17 protein-coding genes are annotated in these 16,590 nt (G+C 67.8%); 6 read left to right on the top strand and 11 right to left on the bottom strand.

Annotated elements, in window-relative coordinates:
- Positions 1-119: 119 nt before the first annotated feature.
- Positions 120-1,007: an alpha/beta fold hydrolase gene (locus tag ABZV58_RS03945; RefSeq protein WP_354998652.1), complete on the bottom strand. Its 888-nt coding sequence runs from the start codon at positions 1,005-1,007 to the stop codon at positions 120-122.
- Between the two features lie 78 nt (positions 1,008-1,085).
- Between ABZV58_RS03945 and ABZV58_RS03940 the strand changes: the two genes are divergently transcribed.
- Complete coding sequence (locus ABZV58_RS03940) at positions 1,086-1,721, top strand: TetR/AcrR family transcriptional regulator C-terminal domain-containing protein (protein ID WP_354998651.1); 636 nt, start codon at positions 1,086-1,088, stop codon at positions 1,719-1,721.
- Positions 1,722-1,930: 209 nt separating this feature from the next.
- Here ABZV58_RS03940 and ABZV58_RS03935 read toward each other — a convergent pair whose 3' ends face one another.
- Both ABZV58_RS03935 and pta read right to left on the bottom strand, forming a co-directional pair.
- Entirely contained in the window at positions 1,931-3,130 is a 1,200-nt protein-coding gene (locus ABZV58_RS03935) for an acetate kinase (RefSeq protein ID WP_354998650.1), read from the bottom strand.
- A 102-nt stretch (positions 3,131-3,232) separates the two neighbouring features.
- The gene (gene pta / locus ABZV58_RS03930) at positions 3,233-5,305 is read right to left on the bottom strand and encodes a phosphate acetyltransferase (RefSeq protein ID WP_354998649.1); all 2,073 of its coding nucleotides are present in this window, start codon (positions 5,303-5,305) and stop codon (positions 3,233-3,235) included.
- A 151-nt stretch (positions 5,306-5,456) separates the two neighbouring features.
- Here pta and ABZV58_RS03925 point away from each other — a divergent pair, with 151 nt between their 5' ends.
- The 3 genes from ABZV58_RS03925 (at position 5,457) to ABZV58_RS03915 (ending at position 8,128) form a co-directional block, all read left to right on the top strand.
- Positions 5,457-5,963 (top strand): nitroreductase/quinone reductase family protein, encoded by a 507-nt coding sequence (locus ABZV58_RS03925; protein ID WP_354998648.1) that lies wholly within the window; start codon positions 5,457-5,459, stop codon positions 5,961-5,963.
- An 88-nt stretch (positions 5,964-6,051) separates the two neighbouring features.
- On the top strand, positions 6,052-7,140 hold the full coding sequence (locus ABZV58_RS03920; RefSeq protein ID WP_354998647.1) for a hypothetical protein: 1,089 nt from the start codon (positions 6,052-6,054) through the stop codon (positions 7,138-7,140).
- Complete coding sequence (locus ABZV58_RS03915; RefSeq protein WP_354998646.1) at positions 7,115-8,128, top strand: GSU2403 family nucleotidyltransferase fold protein; 1,014 nt, start codon at positions 7,115-7,117, stop codon at positions 8,126-8,128. The genes ABZV58_RS03920 and ABZV58_RS03915 overlap by 26 nt, the downstream gene beginning before the upstream one ends.
- Positions 8,129-8,138: 10 nt before the next feature.
- On the opposite strand, the gene fgd is transcribed toward ABZV58_RS03915, so the two are convergent.
- Positions 8,139-9,149, bottom strand: a complete 1,011-nt coding sequence (gene fgd, locus ABZV58_RS03910; RefSeq protein ID WP_354998645.1) for a glucose-6-phosphate dehydrogenase (coenzyme-F420) — start codon at positions 9,147-9,149, stop codon at positions 8,139-8,141.
- Positions 9,150-9,351: 202 nt separating this feature from the next.
- Between fgd and ABZV58_RS03905 the strand changes: the two genes are divergently transcribed.
- Complete coding sequence (locus ABZV58_RS03905; protein ID WP_354999024.1) at positions 9,352-10,107, top strand: HAD-IIA family hydrolase; 756 nt, start codon at positions 9,352-9,354, stop codon at positions 10,105-10,107.
- Positions 10,108-10,321: 214 nt separating this feature from the next.
- On the opposite strand, the gene ABZV58_RS03900 is transcribed toward ABZV58_RS03905, so the two are convergent.
- From ABZV58_RS03900 to ABZV58_RS03890, 3 genes are all read right to left on the bottom strand, one after another.
- Positions 10,322-10,819 carry a MarR family transcriptional regulator gene (locus ABZV58_RS03900; protein WP_354998644.1) on the bottom strand — a complete coding sequence of 166 codons (498 nt, stop codon included), beginning with the start codon at positions 10,817-10,819 and terminating at the stop codon, positions 10,322-10,324.
- Positions 10,816-11,451: a DJ-1/PfpI family protein gene (locus ABZV58_RS03895; protein WP_354998643.1), complete on the bottom strand. Its 636-nt coding sequence runs from the start codon at positions 11,449-11,451 to the stop codon at positions 10,816-10,818. Before ABZV58_RS03895 ends, ABZV58_RS03900 begins: the two co-directional genes overlap by 4 nt.
- A 73-nt stretch (positions 11,452-11,524) precedes the next feature.
- Positions 11,525-11,974, bottom strand: coding sequence for an RpiB/LacA/LacB family sugar-phosphate isomerase (locus ABZV58_RS03890; RefSeq protein WP_354998642.1), 450 nt, complete (start codon positions 11,972-11,974; stop codon positions 11,525-11,527).
- A gap of 200 nt (positions 11,975-12,174) precedes the next feature.
- Here ABZV58_RS03890 and ABZV58_RS03885 point away from each other — a divergent pair, with 200 nt between their 5' ends.
- The gene (locus ABZV58_RS03885) at positions 12,175-12,579 is read left to right on the top strand and encodes a hypothetical protein (protein ID WP_354998641.1); all 405 of its coding nucleotides are present in this window, start codon (positions 12,175-12,177) and stop codon (positions 12,577-12,579) included.
- Between the two features lie 361 nt (positions 12,580-12,940).
- Here the strand turns inward: ABZV58_RS03885 and ABZV58_RS03880 are convergent, their stop codons facing one another.
- The 4 genes from ABZV58_RS03880 to ABZV58_RS03865 all read right to left on the bottom strand — a co-directional run bounded on the left by ABZV58_RS03880 (position 12,941) and on the right by ABZV58_RS03865 (position 16,547).
- Positions 12,941-13,378: a DoxX family protein gene (locus tag ABZV58_RS03880; RefSeq protein ID WP_354998640.1), complete on the bottom strand. Its 438-nt coding sequence runs from the start codon at positions 13,376-13,378 to the stop codon at positions 12,941-12,943.
- Positions 13,379-13,528: 150 nt separating this feature from the next.
- On the bottom strand, positions 13,529-14,167 hold the full coding sequence (locus ABZV58_RS03875; protein ID WP_354998639.1) for a class I SAM-dependent methyltransferase: 639 nt from the start codon (positions 14,165-14,167) through the stop codon (positions 13,529-13,531).
- A 66-nt stretch (positions 14,168-14,233) separates the two neighbouring features.
- The gene (locus ABZV58_RS03870; protein ID WP_354998638.1) at positions 14,234-15,574 is read right to left on the bottom strand and encodes a glycosyltransferase 87 family protein; all 1,341 of its coding nucleotides are present in this window, start codon (positions 15,572-15,574) and stop codon (positions 14,234-14,236) included.
- Positions 15,575-15,677: 103 nt separating this feature from the next.
- Positions 15,678-16,547, bottom strand: a complete 870-nt coding sequence (locus tag ABZV58_RS03865; RefSeq protein ID WP_354998637.1) for an amidohydrolase family protein — start codon at positions 16,545-16,547, stop codon at positions 15,678-15,680.
- Positions 16,548-16,590 lie beyond the last annotated feature (43 nt).

The raw sequence follows: 16,590 nt of genomic DNA, 5'->3' as shown, positions 1-16,590 counted from the left end.
GCGGCGGATTCTCGCTCTCCATTGCGCGTCGATGTTTCCGCGCTGCGGTTGTCAAGGGAGTCTGCGGCCTCGAACCACGTGCCTGGGGTCCGAGGCTGGAGGCTCGACAGCGGTGGTGGTTATGCGTCCGGGGTGAGGTGGGTGGTCAGGAAGTCGATCTGGTCGGCGACGATCTGCTCGACCGCCGGCGGGTGATAGACGGTGAAGTGGTCGGCGTCGTAGTGCTTCAGAACGGCCTGCGGCGCGGTGGCGGCCACCCGTCCGGCGATAGCGGGATCGATGAGGTTCTCCCGTTCGCTGGCGCACACCAGCAACGGGCAGCGTACGCGGGGAGCGGCGGACGCGGCGTTGTAGAACAGCATGCCGAGTCCGGAGGCCGCCGTGATCCGATTGTCGAAGCGGTACCCCGGCGGCATTACCGACTGCCATCCTTCGAGGGCGCCGGGCTGGTTCACGAATGCTGGTTCGCCCGGTTTTCCGACCAGTGGGACGTAGCGGCGTGGCCGTCGGAGTGCGGCGCGTGTCAGGTCGGCGGCGATCGGGGCCGTGAACCGCAGGAGATGCCGCACTCCCGCTCGGGACACGACGGCACGCCCGCTGAAGACCGGGCACTGGACGACCGCGGCACGCAGATCGTGGTGGCGGGCGGCTGCGGCAAGGACGTGACTGGCGCCGAAGGAGGTGCCCCAGAGCGCGATCCGGTGCGGATCCAGTTCGGGCCTGGAGCGGGCGAAAGCCAGTGCGGCGTCGACATCTTCGGCGTAGCGACGCTGGCTCACCAGCTGGCGTGGATGACCGCCCGATTCGCCGAGGTGACGAAAGTCGAAGGCCACCACCGCGAACCCGGCCTGTGAGAACCACTTCTCGTACTGCGCGAGCATCATCTCGTGTGTCGCGCCGCCGCCGTGGACGAGAACGACAGCCGGGTGCGGACCGGGGCGCTCGGGCAGCGTCAGCCATGCCGCGCATTCGTCTGCTCCGGACGGGAATGTAGTGCGAATCGTCATGCGACCCTCCGTTTGGGTACGTTGTACGTGAACGACGATCAGTCAATCACGTACAAGGTACTTAAACAAGGGAGGCTCATGCCGGCACCTAGAAAGTTCAGCCGGGAGCAGCTGCAGACGGCCGCCCTGGCGCTGGTCGACGAGCAGGGACTCACCGGTCTGACCATGCGCAACCTCGCCGCCGAACTCGGGACGGGGGCGATGACGATCTACAACTACGTCGACGGTCGCGAGGGTCTCGAAGAATTGGTCACCGAGGCCGTGATGACCGAGACGCAGTGGACCGAGGAGGGCGGCGATTGGGAGACGCGCGTTTTCGCGATCGCCGAGGCCATCTGGCGTACAGTGCGCGCACACCCGCACGCCATCCCACTGATCCTGACCCGGCGCAGCTTCGACGTCCCCACCCTGACACCCGCCGAGGCGCTGCTGCAGGCTCTCGCCGACTCCGGAAGATCAGGGCTCGATCTGCTGGTCGCCTTCCGCGCGGTATCCGGCTTCGTGACCGGCTTCGCCCAAGCCGAACTCACCAACCCCCTCTCGGCACCCGCCGATAGAGACCGCGCCGCTGCCACCGAACGCGTCGCACAACTACCCGCCGACCGATTCCCCCGACTGATCGAGATCGCCCACGCGGCCGCCGCCGGAGATCCGGAAATCGAGTTCCGCGACGGACTGAAGATCGTCCTGGCCGGACTCCGAGCCAAGTTCTGATCGAAGTGCACGGCGGCCGGGGCGGATCCGGGCGCGGGAGCAGTCGGCGTCCGGGAAGCCCGCGGGCCGCGCCGTTCCGGGGGCAGCCGGAGCGGCGGGAGGGAGGCGAGGGCATCGCTCCCGACGGCCCGCGGGTCGGCCCGGATACCTGGCGACCCCGATCCGCCTTCTATGCTGGCGCACCGACCCTGAGGATTCCGTGAGGTTTTCTAGTCCTCGACGATCTGGCTCGCGGCGCGGGCGATGGCCAGTTCCTCGTTGGTCGGCACCACCAGGACGGCGACGGGTGCGTCCGGTGGTGAGATGAGGCGGGCGGTGCGGTCGGCGGCGTTGTTGCGCGCCGGGTCGACCTCGATGCCGAAACCGGACAGACCGGCCAGGGCGTCGGCGCGGACCTGGGCGCTGTTCTCGCCGACACCGGCGGTGAAGGTGATGGCGTCGACGCCGCCGAGCTCGATCAAGTACGCGCCGAGGTAGCGGCGCAGCCGGTGGATGTAGACGTCGTAGGCCAGCCGGGCCGCGGCGTCGCCCGCGTCGATCAGCCGTCGCAGCTCGCGGAAATCGTTGACGCCGGAGAGGCCCTTGATACCGGAATTGCGGTTGAGCAGTTCCTCGATCCGGTCGACGTCGAAGTTCGCCGAGCGCACCAGGTGGCCGATGATGCCCGGGTCGATGTCACCGCCCCGCGTGCCCATCACCAGTCCCTCCAGCGGAGTCAGCCCCATGCTGGTGTCGATCGGACGTCCGCCGCGGATCGCCGACGCGGACGCACCGTTGCCGAGGTGGAAGACGATCTGGCGCAAGGTATTCGGATCCCGATCGAGCACCTCCGCGACCCGTCCCGATACGTATTCGTGCGAGGTGCCGTGGAAGCCGTATCTGCGAATACCATGCGCAGCGGCGATTTTCGCGTCGATGGCGTAGGTCCGCGCCGCCTCCGGCAGGCCGTGGAAGAACGCGGTGTCGAAGACCGCGACCTGCGGCACGCCGGGCAACAGCTCCCTGGTGCTCTCGATGCCGGTGACATTGGCCGGATTGTGCAGGGGGGCAAGGGCGGACAGCTTCGAGATCTCCTCGACCACGTCGTCGGTGATCAGCGTCGGCTCGTAGAACACCTCGCCGCCGTGCACCACCCGGTGCCCGACCGCGCGCACACCCGCACCGGTCAGGTCGTGGCCGGTCTCGGCGAAAATGTCGAAGACCAGCTGCAATCCGGCCTTGTGGTCGGCGATCGGCTCGGTACGTTCCACGGTGCGGTCGCCCGCGCGATGCTCGACGGCGCCCTCGCGCTCCCCGATCCGCTCCACCAGACCGGAGGCCGCCACCGCACCCGTCTCCGGGTCCAGCAGCTGGTACTTGATCGACGAGGAACCGGAGTTGATCACCAGCACAAGGTCGTCGTTGCTCATCATGCCTCCTGCGTCTGTTCGAGACCTCGCCCGCGAGCGACGTCCCTACCCGCGGCAACCAGGGTCACCGCGCGTTTGTTCCGTTCCGGCGGGTGCCCGGTGTCACTGCCCCTGCGCCTGGATGGCGGTGATCGCCACCGTGTTGACGATGTCGGCGACCAGCGCGCCGCGCGAGAGGTCGTTGACCGGCTTGCGCAGGCCTTGCAGAACCGGGCCGATCGCGATGGCGCCCGCGCTGCGCTGCACCGCTTTGTAAGTGTTGTTGCCCGTGTTGAGATCGGGAAACACGAAGACCGTCGCGTGCCCGGCCACTTCGGAGTCGGGAAGCTTCGCATCGGCGACCGTCGGCTCGATCGCCGCGTCGTATTGAATCGGGCCCTCCACCAACAGTTCCGGCGCGCGCTCGCGGACCAGTTTCGTCGCGACGCGCACCTTGTCCACGTCGGCTCCGCTGCCGGATTCGCCGGTGGAGTAGGACAGCATGGCGATCTTCGGGTCGATGCCGAAGCGCGCGGCGGTCTGCGCGGAGGAGATCGCGATATCGGCCAGCTGCTCCGAGCTCGGGTCCGGGACGACGGCGCAGTCGCCGTAGGCGAGCACCCGGTCGGCCAGGCACATCAGGAACACGCTGGAGACGGTGGAGACGCCCGGCACCGTCTTGATGATCTCGAAGGAGGGCCGGATGGTGTGCGCGGTGGTGTGCGCCGCGCCGGAGACCATGCCGTCGGCGATGCCCTTGTAGACCATCATGGTGCCGAAATAGGAGATGTCGGCGATGGTCTCGCGGGCGCGCTCCAGCGTCATGCCCTTGTGCTTGCGCAATTCGGTGTATTCGGCGGCGAATTCGTCGAGGTAGCCGGAGGTGCGCGGATCGAGCACCTCGGCCTCGGAGATGTCGACGCCGAGTTCGGCGGCCCTGGCGCGGATGGCGGACTCGTCACCGAGGATGACCAGGTCGGCGATCTTGCGCTGCAGCACTCGACCCGCGGCGCGCAGGATGCGGTCGTCGTCGCCCTCGGGCAGCACGATCCGCTTGCGATCGGCCCTGGCCTGCTCGATCAGCTGGTACTCGAACATCTGCGGTGTCACCACCGAGGTGCGCGGAACACTGATGCGCCGCAACAACTCCGGCGCATCCACGTGCTGTTCCATCAGGGCGAGCGCGGTGTTCACCTTGCGCGGGTTGCCCGCCGACATCCGGCCCCTCGTGCGGTACGCGGCGCTGGCCGTGTCGTAGGTGCCCAGGCTCGTGGTGAGGATCGGCAGCTTCTGCTTCAGGCCCGCCATCAGTCGCGCGACCGCGGGATGGGGCAGCATGCCGCCGTTCATGATGAGGCCGGACAGCGACGGAAAGCCTTCGGCCTCATGGGCGTTCACCACGCTGAGCAGCACGTCGGAGCGGTCGCCCGGCGCGATCACCACCACGCCGTCGACCAGACGCTCCAGGATGTGCTCGGCCGTCATGCCGCCGACCATCACCTTCAGCGCCTCGCGCTGCAGCAGTTCCGGGTCGCCGCTGTACATTTCGCCGCCGACCGCCTCGCACAGCTCGGCCATCGTCGGCGCGATCAGCAACGGGACTTCCGGCAGCGACCAGGACGGCACATCGAAACCGCCGAGCAAGGAACAGATCTCGCTCAACTCGTCCGGATCGCAGCGGTTCGCGACGATCGCCATCAGCGCCGCGTGCTCCTGCTGCAGTTCGCTCGCGCACAGCTCGACGAGCTGCTTGATCTCGTCCGGTCTGCGATCGGCGCCGCGCACCACGAGCAGCACCGGCGCGCCGAGATTCACCGCGATCCTGGCGTTGAAGCGCAACTCGCTGGGGCTCGCCACGTCGGTGTAGTCGCTGCCGATCACCACCACCGCGTCGCAGGCCTTGGCCACGTCGTGGAAGCGCATCACGATCTCGCTGATCGCGGCGTCCGGATCGGCGTGCACCTGTTCGTAGGTGACGCCGACGGCCTGGGCGTAGTCGATGTCCGCGGTGCTGTGCTCGAGCAGCAGCTCCAGGATGTAGTCGGGCTCGCTGGTCGAGCGGGTGATCGGCCGGAACACCCCGACCCGCGCGGTGGTGGCGCACAGCATCTGCAGCACGCCGAGCGCGACCGTCGATTTTCCGGTGTCGCCCTCCGGCGAGGCGATGTAGACGGTGGACGGAGCGGATTCGACCATGAGCCCGAGCTTAGTGAGCCGACACGCCGGTGCCCGGCCAACCGATGGCAAATATTCGGGAAATCACTTTCGATCGCCGAGGCGATGAGCCGGGCTCGTCGGGCGACGCGGGCGCTCCGCCGAACCCGGTCGCGCCGGTATATTCCGGCCCATGACGACGCAGTTCCCGGACCGGCAGTGGGGTTCGCGCACCAATCTTCTGTCCCGCGTGGCGAACAAGTTCGCCGCGACCAAGCCGGGGTCATGGGTGATTCGCAAGATCACGCCGCTGGATCGCCGGGTGCTGGAACGTACCGACGCCAAGTACACGATCCTGGGACCGATCGGCGCGCCGGTCATCCTGCTGACCACCAAGGGCCGCAAATCGGGTCAGCCGCGCACCCAGCCGCTGCTGTACGTGCACGACGGCGACACGCTGTACGTCATCGGCAGCAACTTCGGCCAGGCGCACCACCCGGCCTGGACGGCCAATCTGCTCGCCGACCCGAACGCGACGGTCGCCATCGCGGGCGAGCGCATCCCCGTCACCGCGACGCCGGTCGAGGGCGCGGCCAAGGAGCCGATCTTCCAGCGGTTCGTCGAGGTGACCGGCGCGTACGCCGCCTACCGCGATCGCACCACCCGCGATCTACGTATCTTCGCGCTGACCCGCGCCTGATTCGGACGGATAGCGATCAGCGCGACCCACGCAACGTTCAGGAAATTACCGTTCTCCGCGCGGAACGGAATCGGCGTATTATCCGAACATGCCTGCTACGGGGACTGAGCCCCCACGGAATGAGAGAGAAGCGATCGCCGTTGCTGCGAACGCCATCCGGAACCGATTACCGCCGACCTGGGATCTCGGGATCCAAGATCCCCCTCGCGGTGACCGGGGCTACGACGCGGAATTCAGGCTCTACGCGCCGAACCGGCTCGTCATCGTTCTCCTGGTCGAAACCAAGAACGTCGTGCGTGCGCACGACGTCTATCGGCTAGCCGACCAGCTCACCGCCGCCACCTCCCGGCAGCCCGGCAGTAGCGGCATGCTGGTCGCGCGGTACTTGTCCGCCTCAACGCGCCGACGCCTCGAAGAGGCAGGGATCTCCTATGTGGACGCGACCGGCAACATGCTGCTGCGGGCAGACGAAGCGGCGGTGTTCATCTCCGCGAACGGCGCCGACACCGATCCGTGGCGTGGGCCTGGACGCCCACGCGGCACCCTTCAGGGGGAACCTGCCGCGAAAGTCGTTCGTGCTCTGCTCGACTTCCAGAGAGCGTGGAAGATTCGCCATCTCATCGACACCGCAGATGTCGCGACCGGCTCGGCGTATCGAGTGTTGGAGTTCCTCGAGCAGGAGGCCCTGATTGCCCGCGAGGGCAGCGGTGTGACGGTTCCGAACTGGGTAGCTCTACTACGCCGTTGGAGCGAGGACTACCAGTTCCTGCACACCAACAAGATCACACGATGGATCGCGCCGCGTGGTCTGCCTGCGTTCCTCGATGTCGTCAGCAGTTCAGAGGTCTCCGGATACGCCGTGACTGGTTCGATCGCGGCCGCGGAGTGGGAGTCCTATGCCCCGCCACGCTCGGCGATGATCTACGCCCAAGACCCCGAAGGCGCCGCTGCCGCTTGGGGATTGCGGGCCACCGACACCCGCGCCAACGTGCTGATCGCCGCACCCGCCTACCCTGTCCTTCTCGCCCGAAGTGACGTAGCCCCCCGAGGCATACGTATGGCCTCTGCGGCTCAGGTCGCCACCGACCTGATCAACGGGCCAGGCCGAGCACCATCGGAAGCAAAAGAACTGCTCGAGTGGATGGAGAAGCATGAACAATCTTGGCGCCGTCTCTAGCTCGTTCGACCTGCTCGTCCGTACACGCACCGTGCTACTGGATGCTCTCGAGGCTTTGGTCGAGCACAGGTCCTCGGTGATCGTCATCGGTGCCCAGGCGGTCTACCTGCACACCGGCGGCGTCCAAGTCGCCATCGCTGAGGCAACCAAGGACAGCGATGTCGCGCTCGACACCCGAAGCCTCGGACCGGACCCGACCATCGACGCGGCCATGCAGAAGGCAAATTTCATTCCCAATCCGCAGCAACGGCAACCCGGAGCTTGGGTGAGTCGCGACGGTATTCCCGTCGACATCATGGTCCCAGAAGCTCTTGCGGGGAAGAAGGGTAAGCGCAGCGTGGACAAGCCACCGCACGACAAGATGGCGATGCGGCGAGCCCGCGGCTTGGAAGCAGCCGTCGTCGACTACAGCGAGATGGTCATTCCGTCGCTCGCGCCGAGGGACACTCGTGTCATCGCTGCCAATGTGGCCGGACCTGCGGCCTTACTTGTGGCCAAGTGTCACAAGATCGCCGAGCGCATCAACGACCCGAAGCCCGATCGTCTCAAAGACAAAGACGCCCACGATATCTACCGGATCCTGGCGCACTTCCAAACCGCAGACCTGGCCGCGTCCTTCACCGGCCTGCTCGCCGACGAGGTCAGCGCCGAGGTGACCGACGAGGCGGTGGACCACCTTCACACATTGTTCGCCACCGGGCCCACCGCTACCGGCTCCAACATTGGCTGGTCGCGCAGAAGAGGGAGTCGGAGACCCCGAGCAGATCGCTGTCGCAATCAGCTTCCTGGCATCGGACTTGGTCGAGGCCGTTCGGGCCTAGGTGCATTGTCGCCCGCAGCGGCTGCGGCGATTCCGGGAAGTCGCGCAGCGCCCTGTCGTGGTGGCAGGCGGATCCCGGTGGCGGCCGGCGAGTACGCCGACGCGGCACCGGCTCCGTCGCCCTGTCCTCGGCACCCGGCCTGCTCGGGCACGTGCTCGGAGGTGTGACTACGCCTTCCTATCCGAGCTTGCGGAGGCGGGGGGCCAGGTCGCGCTGGAAGAGGTCGAGGAAGCGGCGCTGGTCGTGGCCGGGGGCGTGGAAGACCAGGTGGTTGAGGCCCGCGTCGAGGTAGGGCTGGATCTGGGCGACGGCCTCGTCGGGGTCGCTGGCGACGATCCAGCGCTTGGCGATCTGCTCGATGGGCAGCGCGTCTGCGGCGGCTTCCATCTCGATCGGGTCGGTGATGCTGTGCTTCTGCTCGGCGGTCAGCGAGAGCGGCGCCCAGAAGCGCGTATTCTCCAGCGCCAGTTCGGGATCGGTGTCGTAGGAGATCTTGATCTCGATCATCCTGTCGATGTCCTCGACGGTGCGGCCGACCTTGGCGGCGCCCTCGGCGACGGCGGGCATCAGCTTCTCGGTGTAGAGGTCCATGCCCTTGCCCGAGGTGCAGATGAAGCCGTCGCCCGCGCGGCCCGCGTAGCGCGCGACCAGCGGGCCGCCCGCGGCGATGTAGATCGGGATGCCGCCTTCGGGGACGTCGTAGATGGAGGCGCCGACGGTCCGGTAGTACTCGCCGTCGTAGTCGACGCGATCACCGGTCCACAGCGCGCGCATCAGCTCCACCGACTCGCGCAGCCGCGCGAAACGCTCCTTGAATTCGGGCCATTCGCCGGTGTAGCCGGTCGCGATCTCGTTGAGCGCCTCGCCGGTGCCGACGCCGAGCATGACGCGGCCCGGGTACAGGCAGCCCATGGTCGCGAAGGCCTGCGCGATCACCGCGGGGTTGTACCGGAAGGTCGGGGTGAGCACCGAGGTGCCGAGCTGGATGCGCTTGGTGCGCTCGCCGACTGCGGCCATCCAGGCCAACGAGAACGGCGCGTGGCCGCCCTTGTGCCGCCACGGCTGGAAGTGGTCGCTCACCGACGCGCTGTCCAAGCCGTGTTCCTCCGCGAGCACCGCGATCTCCACCAGCTCGCGCGGCCCGAACTGCTCCGCGGACGCCTTGTACCCGAGCTTCAGATCACCCATGTGCGCCACTCCTGTCGCTTCGCTGTGCCGGTGCGGCCTTCCGCACCCCGTTCTCGCACGGCCTGCTTCGACCATAGTCACGGTGTCGCACGAGTGTGTGACCGGCCGCATCTGCGCCGAGTCCGATGCCTCGCGCGCCGGGATAGCCGACAATTGTCTGGTGAACGCTGACAACGAGCCGATCCTGTCCTACCTGACCGACATGGACGGGGTGTTGGTGAGCGAGGAGCATCTGGTGCCCGGCGCCGACGAGTTCCTCGCCGAACTACGTGCCAACGAGACGCCGTTCCTCGTGCTCACCAACAACTCGATCCGCACACCCCGCGATCTACAGGCGCGGCTGCGCAAGAGCGGGCTCGACATCCCCGAGGAGGCCATCTGGACCTCCGCCCTCGCCACCGCGACCTTCCTCGACGATCAGCGCCCCAACGGAACCGCTTACGTGGTAGGCGAATCCGGGCTCACCACCGCGCTGCACGAGATCGGGTACGTGCTGACCGACAGCGACCCCGACTACGTCGTGCTCGGCGAGACCCGCACCTACTCCTTCGAGGCCATCACCACCGCCATCCGGCTCGTCGAACGCGGCGCCCGCTTCATCGCCACCAATCCGGACGCCACCGGACCGTCCCGCGAGGGCGTGCTGCCCGCCACCGGCTCGGTGGCCGCGTTGATCACCCGCGCGACCGGCCGCGAGCCGTACTACGTCGGCAAGCCGAACCCGCTCATGATGCGTTCGGCGTTGCGCCGCATCGGCGCGCACTCGCAGTCCACGGTGATGATCGGCGACCGCATGGACACCGATGTGATCTCCGGATTGGAGGCGGGCATGCGCACCATCCTGGTGACCAGCGGCATTTCGACGCGGGCGTCGGTCGAGCAGTATCCGTACCGGCCGACGAGCGTCATCGATTCGGTCGCGGACTTGGTCGGTCGCACCGACAAGCCGTTCGACTGACGCGAATTTCGGCGTGCGCTGATCCGCACGCGGCGATCGCGTCGAGCGTCGCGGACGGCCGGGCCTGCGCCTCGGGATGCGGGCAAGTTCCTCCGCACCGAGCTCGGCCGCGAAAGATCGCGCCGGAAATCCGGTGACCGCAAGCCCTCGGGTTCGGTGATCACGTCGGCCGCGGCCGCCGGGTCAGCGTTTCGACGGCGTGCGAGTTCCGCGCCTAGCTCGGCGGCGAGCCATCCCGCCCGGTTTCCGGTGACGGCTGACCCTCGTGCTCGGTGATCGCGTCGACCGCGGCGGACAGCCGGGTCAGCGCCGCCACGATGCGGGCGAATTCGTCGGCGCCCAGCTCGGTGGCGAGGCGGTCGGCGAACACCGCGTGCCGCGGGTTGATGCGCCGGACCGCCGCGTGGCCCTCCTCGGTGACGGCGACCAGCTTGGCGCGGCGGTGCGCGGGGTTCGGGCGGTATTCGGCGAGTCCCTTGTCCACCAACAGGTCCGCGATGCGCTGCACGCTCTGGCGGGTGATGCCCATGGCGCGCGCGATGCCCGCCACGGGCAGCGGCTCCTGCAGCACCGCGCCGAGCACCTGCCACCACGCAGCGGTGATGCCCGCGGGTTTGGCCAGTTCCTCGGCGATGGCGAGGAACTGGCCGTTGAGCCGGAACGAGGTGATCGCGGCGGTGCTGAACAGCTCCTGCTCCGGTGTTTGCGTCATGCCCCCGATGCCGCCTTGTCGTAGGCGTCGAGTTCCGCGTAGGCCGCCACATCGTTGTGCGCGAAAAGCCGGTACCAGGCGTCGAGGATGTGCGGTTCGTAGACGCCGAGCAAGCCGAGCACCTCGCGGGCGAACTCGAACGGCGCGTTCGCCGAGGCCGTGACGACATTGGCGTCGGTCACCGCGGGCTGCTCCACGTAGCGGTCGGCGCCCGCGTAGCCGCTGTAGGCGAGGAACTCGGCGACGTTGCTGGTGTGCGCCTTGTCGTCGAGCAGACCTTCCTTGGCCAGGCCGAAGGTCGAGCCGCAGATGGCCGCGACCGGGACGCCCGCGTCGAGAAACGCACGCGCTTTCCGGGTGAACGGGGTGAGTTCGCCGGTCATCCAGGTGTCCGCGCCCGGCAGGATCAGCATCGCGCTCTCGGCGGGGGACAGCTCGTCCAGTGTGAGATCGGGCGTGACGCGCATGCCGCCCTTGGTGGTGATCGGTTCGCGGGTGAGTCCGACTGTCCTGACCTGGAAAGTGCCGGGCGCGACCTGCCACGCCGGGTTGTTGATGTGCGCGGTGGCGGCCCCGACCTCCCAGTCGGCCAGCGTGTCGTAGATCGCGGTGTGCACTGTCTTCGTCGGCATGACAGTATCCTGTCATATTTGACAGCATGCTGTCAATAGGCCGTGCACGCCGAGCTTGTCGCGCACGCCGAATTCAGTGCCCCCGTTCGATCTTGGCCAGGTGCGCGATATTCGCCCGGTCGGCCGCGTCCGCGCTCGGCTCGCCCGCGAACCAGGCGTCCAGGATCTCGGTGAGCTCGGCCGCCGACGTCGAACGCAGGCTCAGCGCAAGCACATTCGCGTCGTTCCATTTGCGCGCGCCCGCGGCGGTCGCGGCGTCACCACACAGCGCGGCCCGGATCCCGGCCACCTTGTTGGCCGCGATGGACGCGCCGGTTCCGGTCCAGCAGCAGACGATCGCCTGGTCGGCGCGCCCCTCGGCGACATCGCGCGCCGCGGCCTCGCTGGCCCATGCCCAGTCGTCCCGCTCGGTCTCCGACAGCGCGCCGTGCGTCAGCACGCCGTCGAATCCGCGCTTGCTCAGCTCCTCGACCAGTTCTTTTGCCACACCGACGTACTCGTCCGCCGCCACCGAGATCCGCATGACTCCACGATAGGGCGCTGCGCGGTTCCTGCCCGTGAACTGCCGTTCGGCTCGACGCAGCACGGTGTCAGAGGCCATGTCAGCACGGTGACGGTCCGGTGTCAGCAGGGCGGGCGATTGTTGCTTTCGTCGTGATCAGTTCCCGCTCGGCGAGCACGACGCACGCCGATACGGACAACGAATTCGAAGGAGCGAACACCATGTCCACTACCGTCACCCTCACCGACCAGGACAAGAGCACCCTGCGGACCGCCGCGTACGGCGCCGTCTCGCTGATGGCCGCCGCCGACGCCGCGGGCAAGCCCCACAAGGCCGCCACCAACGGCTCCATCGCTCTGTTCTCCGCGACCGGCTCGGTCGGGCACGTGCTCGCCGCGAAGTCGAAGGACATCGACCTGAACTTCAAGTCCGTCGCCGAGCTCGCCGATCGGGTGCTGCCTGCCCTGACCGCGGCGGTGAACCTGCTCGCGAAGCAGGATCCGGCCGAGGCCGAGAACTTCCGCAGCACCGTCCTCGTCGCCGTCCAGGCCACCCAGTCCCACCAGGGCGCGCCCAGTCCGACCGCGGCCGAGATGATCCGCAAGATCACCGCGGCCCTCGGCTGACTGGCGCGCCGTGGCTCGCCCCTCGTGTGTCGCCGACACGGCAGCCGCACGCACTGGTGCTGGCAGTCGGCGCAGGAAACGCGCTCGTCATCGCCGGAGTCGGCACCGCCGCAACCACGGCGCTCACCGCTCCAATCCTGCTCCGCCGCAACGAACCCAGGCCACACGAACAGCTGATGCGCCGCCTCTGAAGATGGCGAAGAATGATCGAACGGCCATCTGGTGCGGCGCCCAGGCGGGGCGCCGCGGACCAGATGGCCGCTGGATCGATCGCCGCCAACCCGACGGGCGATCGATCCGGGAACGCGCGATCGGCGATCGGTGGGTGGACCACCGATCGCCGGTCGTGCTCATAGGTTCGTCATCGCGAGAGCGAGTTGCGCAGATCGGTGATGGTCGCGCGGCGCTCGTGGGCGATCCAGGCGAAGATCGCGGCGAGCACCAGTGGGAAGATCGCCATCGAGGGCTTGTCGGCGATGAAAGCCTGTGTCCCGGCGGCGAGCACGGTGAGCACGGACAGACCCGCGGCGGCAAGGGCGCTGAGTCGCGGCACCATCAGGCCGATACCGCCCGCGACCTCGACGATTCCGATGAAGACGAGCAGCCCGAGGGGGATGGTCAGATTCTCGGGGGCGTTGTCCGCCAAGGTGTTCGGGATCACGAGCTTCGGTCCGCCCGAGGCGATGATGAAGAACAGGCCGAGCAGGATCTGCAGGGTCCACAGGACGCGGTTACGGATCTTGCCGGGGCGGTTGGTGGCGTCGGTGGCGAAGGTGGCGGTGGGGTTGGCGATCGTCATTTCTGGTCCTTCTGGTCGGTCGCGCCGGGTTGGTAGCGCGTTCTACCGATTAGGACGGAGCACCGCCGGAGGAATCATCGCTGCCCGCGAAATATTTTTTCACAGCCCCACAGGGCAGCGCTGAACCGCACGGGTGCGCGAAACGAAGGGTCACCGGTGTTCGCAGATCAGCAGGTGGAACTCGATGCGGCCGTTGCGGATACGGCGATCCTCCCGAACAACCAATCCGGCGGCCGCGAGCTGCTCGGTGATCTCCGCGATCGGACGCAGCCGGAAGCGGTTCGCGGTGAACGGCATTCGCGCCATGTCGGCGGGGTCGCCGATGCCGAGAACCACCCTGCCCGATGGGCGCAGCACGCGCGCCAACTCGGCGAACGCCGGGGCGAGGTCGTCGATGAAGTAGACGGTGTTGGTGCTGATCACCGCATCCAGAGATGCTGCGGGCAAGGGTATTTCGTGCATCGCGGCGGTGTGCAGCACGAGTCGGCCGTCGGCGATCTCGGACCGGAACCGCTTGGCCGCCTCGTCGAGCATGGTCGGCGCGATCTCCATGCCGTGCACGACGCCCGTCGCGCCGACCGACGCCAATAGCTGGTCGAGCCCGATCCCGCCGCCGAACCCGATATCGGCCACCGTCGCGCCCGGAGCCGCTTCCGCAACCGCTACCGCCGCGGTCACGGTGGCGTAGTTACCGCGGTTGAGAATCCGGCCGACCACCCGTCCGGCTATCCCGTGCGGTCGTCCCAACTGCGAGGCGACTGAATCCCACAAACGATCTGCAATCCGCATGCCGACCATCATCGCCCCCGTCGACGCGCCACGGGCTGCCGCAGCCGAGATCGCGTCAGGAGCCTTTCAGCAGCGAGCGGATACGCAGGCCGAATCCGGATCCTCGCAGGCCGAATCCGTGACGTGCTCGCAGGTGCTCGCCTGGTCGCGGCGGCGGACCAGCACGGCGATCGCGCCCAGCGCGACCAGGTACGCGATCACGTACATGTTCATCAGCACCGGCGCGATCGGCCACGACGGCGGCAGCAGGAAAACGCCCACGCTGACCCAGGTTTCGCTCCAGTGGTAGGCCCAGCCGCCGATCGAGAGGTAGAGGAGGGCGGCGGCGTACCACCAGCGCGGGTTTGCCTGCGCCCGATGCACCAGGTAGACGAGCAACGGAACGAACCACACCCAGTGGTGCCCCCACGAGAACGGCGAGACGACGCAGGAGGTCAGGCCCGCGAGCGTGACCGAGAGGAGCCGTTCACCGTGCTGGTGCAGCGCGGTCGCGAGAACCAGCCCGGCGGCAAACACGGGCAGTGCGAGCAGCAACCACAACCACAGCGGCGCGGGACCGTGCAGCAGGTGGGCGATGACCCCGCGCAGGGATTGGTTGGCGGGATGGCTGTCCGGCGCGATGCGCTCGGACTGGAAGAACGTCGAAGTCCAGTACTCACGAGAATCGGCGGGTAGCACGAGCCAGGTCAGGACGATGGAGCCGAGGAAGGTCAGCGCCGCCGTGGCCGCCGAACGCCATTGCCGCAACGCGAGCAACTGGACGACGAAGTACAGCGGCACCAGTTTGATGCCCGCGGCGATGCCGACACCCGCGCCCCGAAGCTTGGCGTGCTCGTCACGCGAGAAGACCCAGAGCACGAGCAGCATCAGCATGAGGTTGATCTGCCCGTAGAACAGCGTGGTGCGGACCGGTTCGACGAAGGCGCAGGTGAGCGCGATCAGGGCGCTCGCCGCCGCCAGTCGCGCGGTCCACCGGTAGCCGAGCAGCCGCCAGCTCATCATGACGCAGCCGAACAGGACACCCAGGTTCAGCGTCAGCCAGGTGGGGCTCAGGAATCGCCAAGGTATGAGGTTCGTCGGCAGAAAGGCGATCGCCGAGAACGGCGTGTAGGTGTAGAGCAGCCCGCGGTGGCTGGGTTCGGAGTAGAGCGGCCGGTCGTGCAGGATGCGCCAGGCGCCGTCCCGGTAGACGTGCACGTCGAGCCCGCCGACCAGAATGCCCGCCTTGTCCAGCCACGGATCGACGGTGGTGAAGAGCAGCGTCACCGCGGTGACCGCGCAGGCGAGCAGGAGGAGAAGAGTCGCGTTGCTCCGCGGAAGCTCCAGGGGCCGCGTGCTCGGGGTACGTGCTGTTCGCCGCGACGGGAAGAACCGACCGAGTCGCAGCCACTCGTTGCCAAACCTCATCGACCTCGACCATATCGGCTCGTCGGCTCGACGGTGTCGGCGGATGCGGACGCCCTTGCGCCGCAGCGCAATTCGACGCGCGGGTTACCCCGGAGCTAACGACTCACTCGATCACACGGAACGGAATGGTATCCGCCGGTGCGGCTTTCGGCAGTTCGTCGCGGCGCAGGGGCAGCGTCGGCTGCTCGGTGCGGTGCAGCGGCAGCGTGGGAGCGGGATCCTCCTCCGCGCGCTCCCTGGCGGGAAGCCGGTAGAAGGAGCGGGCGTTGTCCTCCAGGACCGCGTACATGTCGACGCCGACCACATCGCAGATCAAATCGACGTCGGAGTCACGGAACGGGCGTCCGGCCCGGGTGCCGGGCAGATCGGTGCCGAACATCAGCGCCTGCGGGTTCACGGCGTGGATGCGGCGCAGGGTGTCGGCGACGTTCATCGCCACCCGCCCGAAGCCGGTCGCCTTTACCCGGGCGCCACGATCGACGAGGTCGAGCAGGAACGGCAGCCCCTCTTCTGACATCCCGAGGTGGTCGACCGACAGGGCGGGCAGCTTGGAGATCACCGGCTGCAAGGAGGCCAGCATCTGGCCGTCCATGTAGAGCTCGACGTGCCAGCCCGCCAGCTCGTGGGCGCGCAGGGCCTGCAACGTCATCTGGGTGATGTCGGCGGCGGCGCGCTTGAGGTTGAAGCGCAGCGCGCGCACGCCGACGCGGTCGAGTTCGAGGATCTCCTCGTCCGAGGCGTCCAAGTCGAGCCGAGTGACACCGACCCACCCTTCGCCGAGTTCGGCTAGCGCCGCCTTCAGGTAGGCCTGATCGGTCCCCTGGAACGACGCGCTGACCACGGCGCCACCACCGATATCGAAGCGGGACATACGCTTTCGATAGTCGGCGATGGTGTACGGGTCGGGCAGGTAGCCCTCGTTCTCGATCAGCGGAAACCGCGGATCGATGATGTGGACATGGGCATCGAACACTTGTACAGAATGCCAGGGACAGGTGTGCCTTTGCATCTTGTGG

The organism is Nocardia sp. NPDC004654, assembly GCF_040609595.1.
GTDB lineage: Bacteria > Actinomycetota > Actinomycetes > Mycobacteriales > Mycobacteriaceae > Nocardia.
Note: the sequence above shows the minus strand (reverse complement) of the source record. Positions and strands in the feature narration are given on the sequence as shown.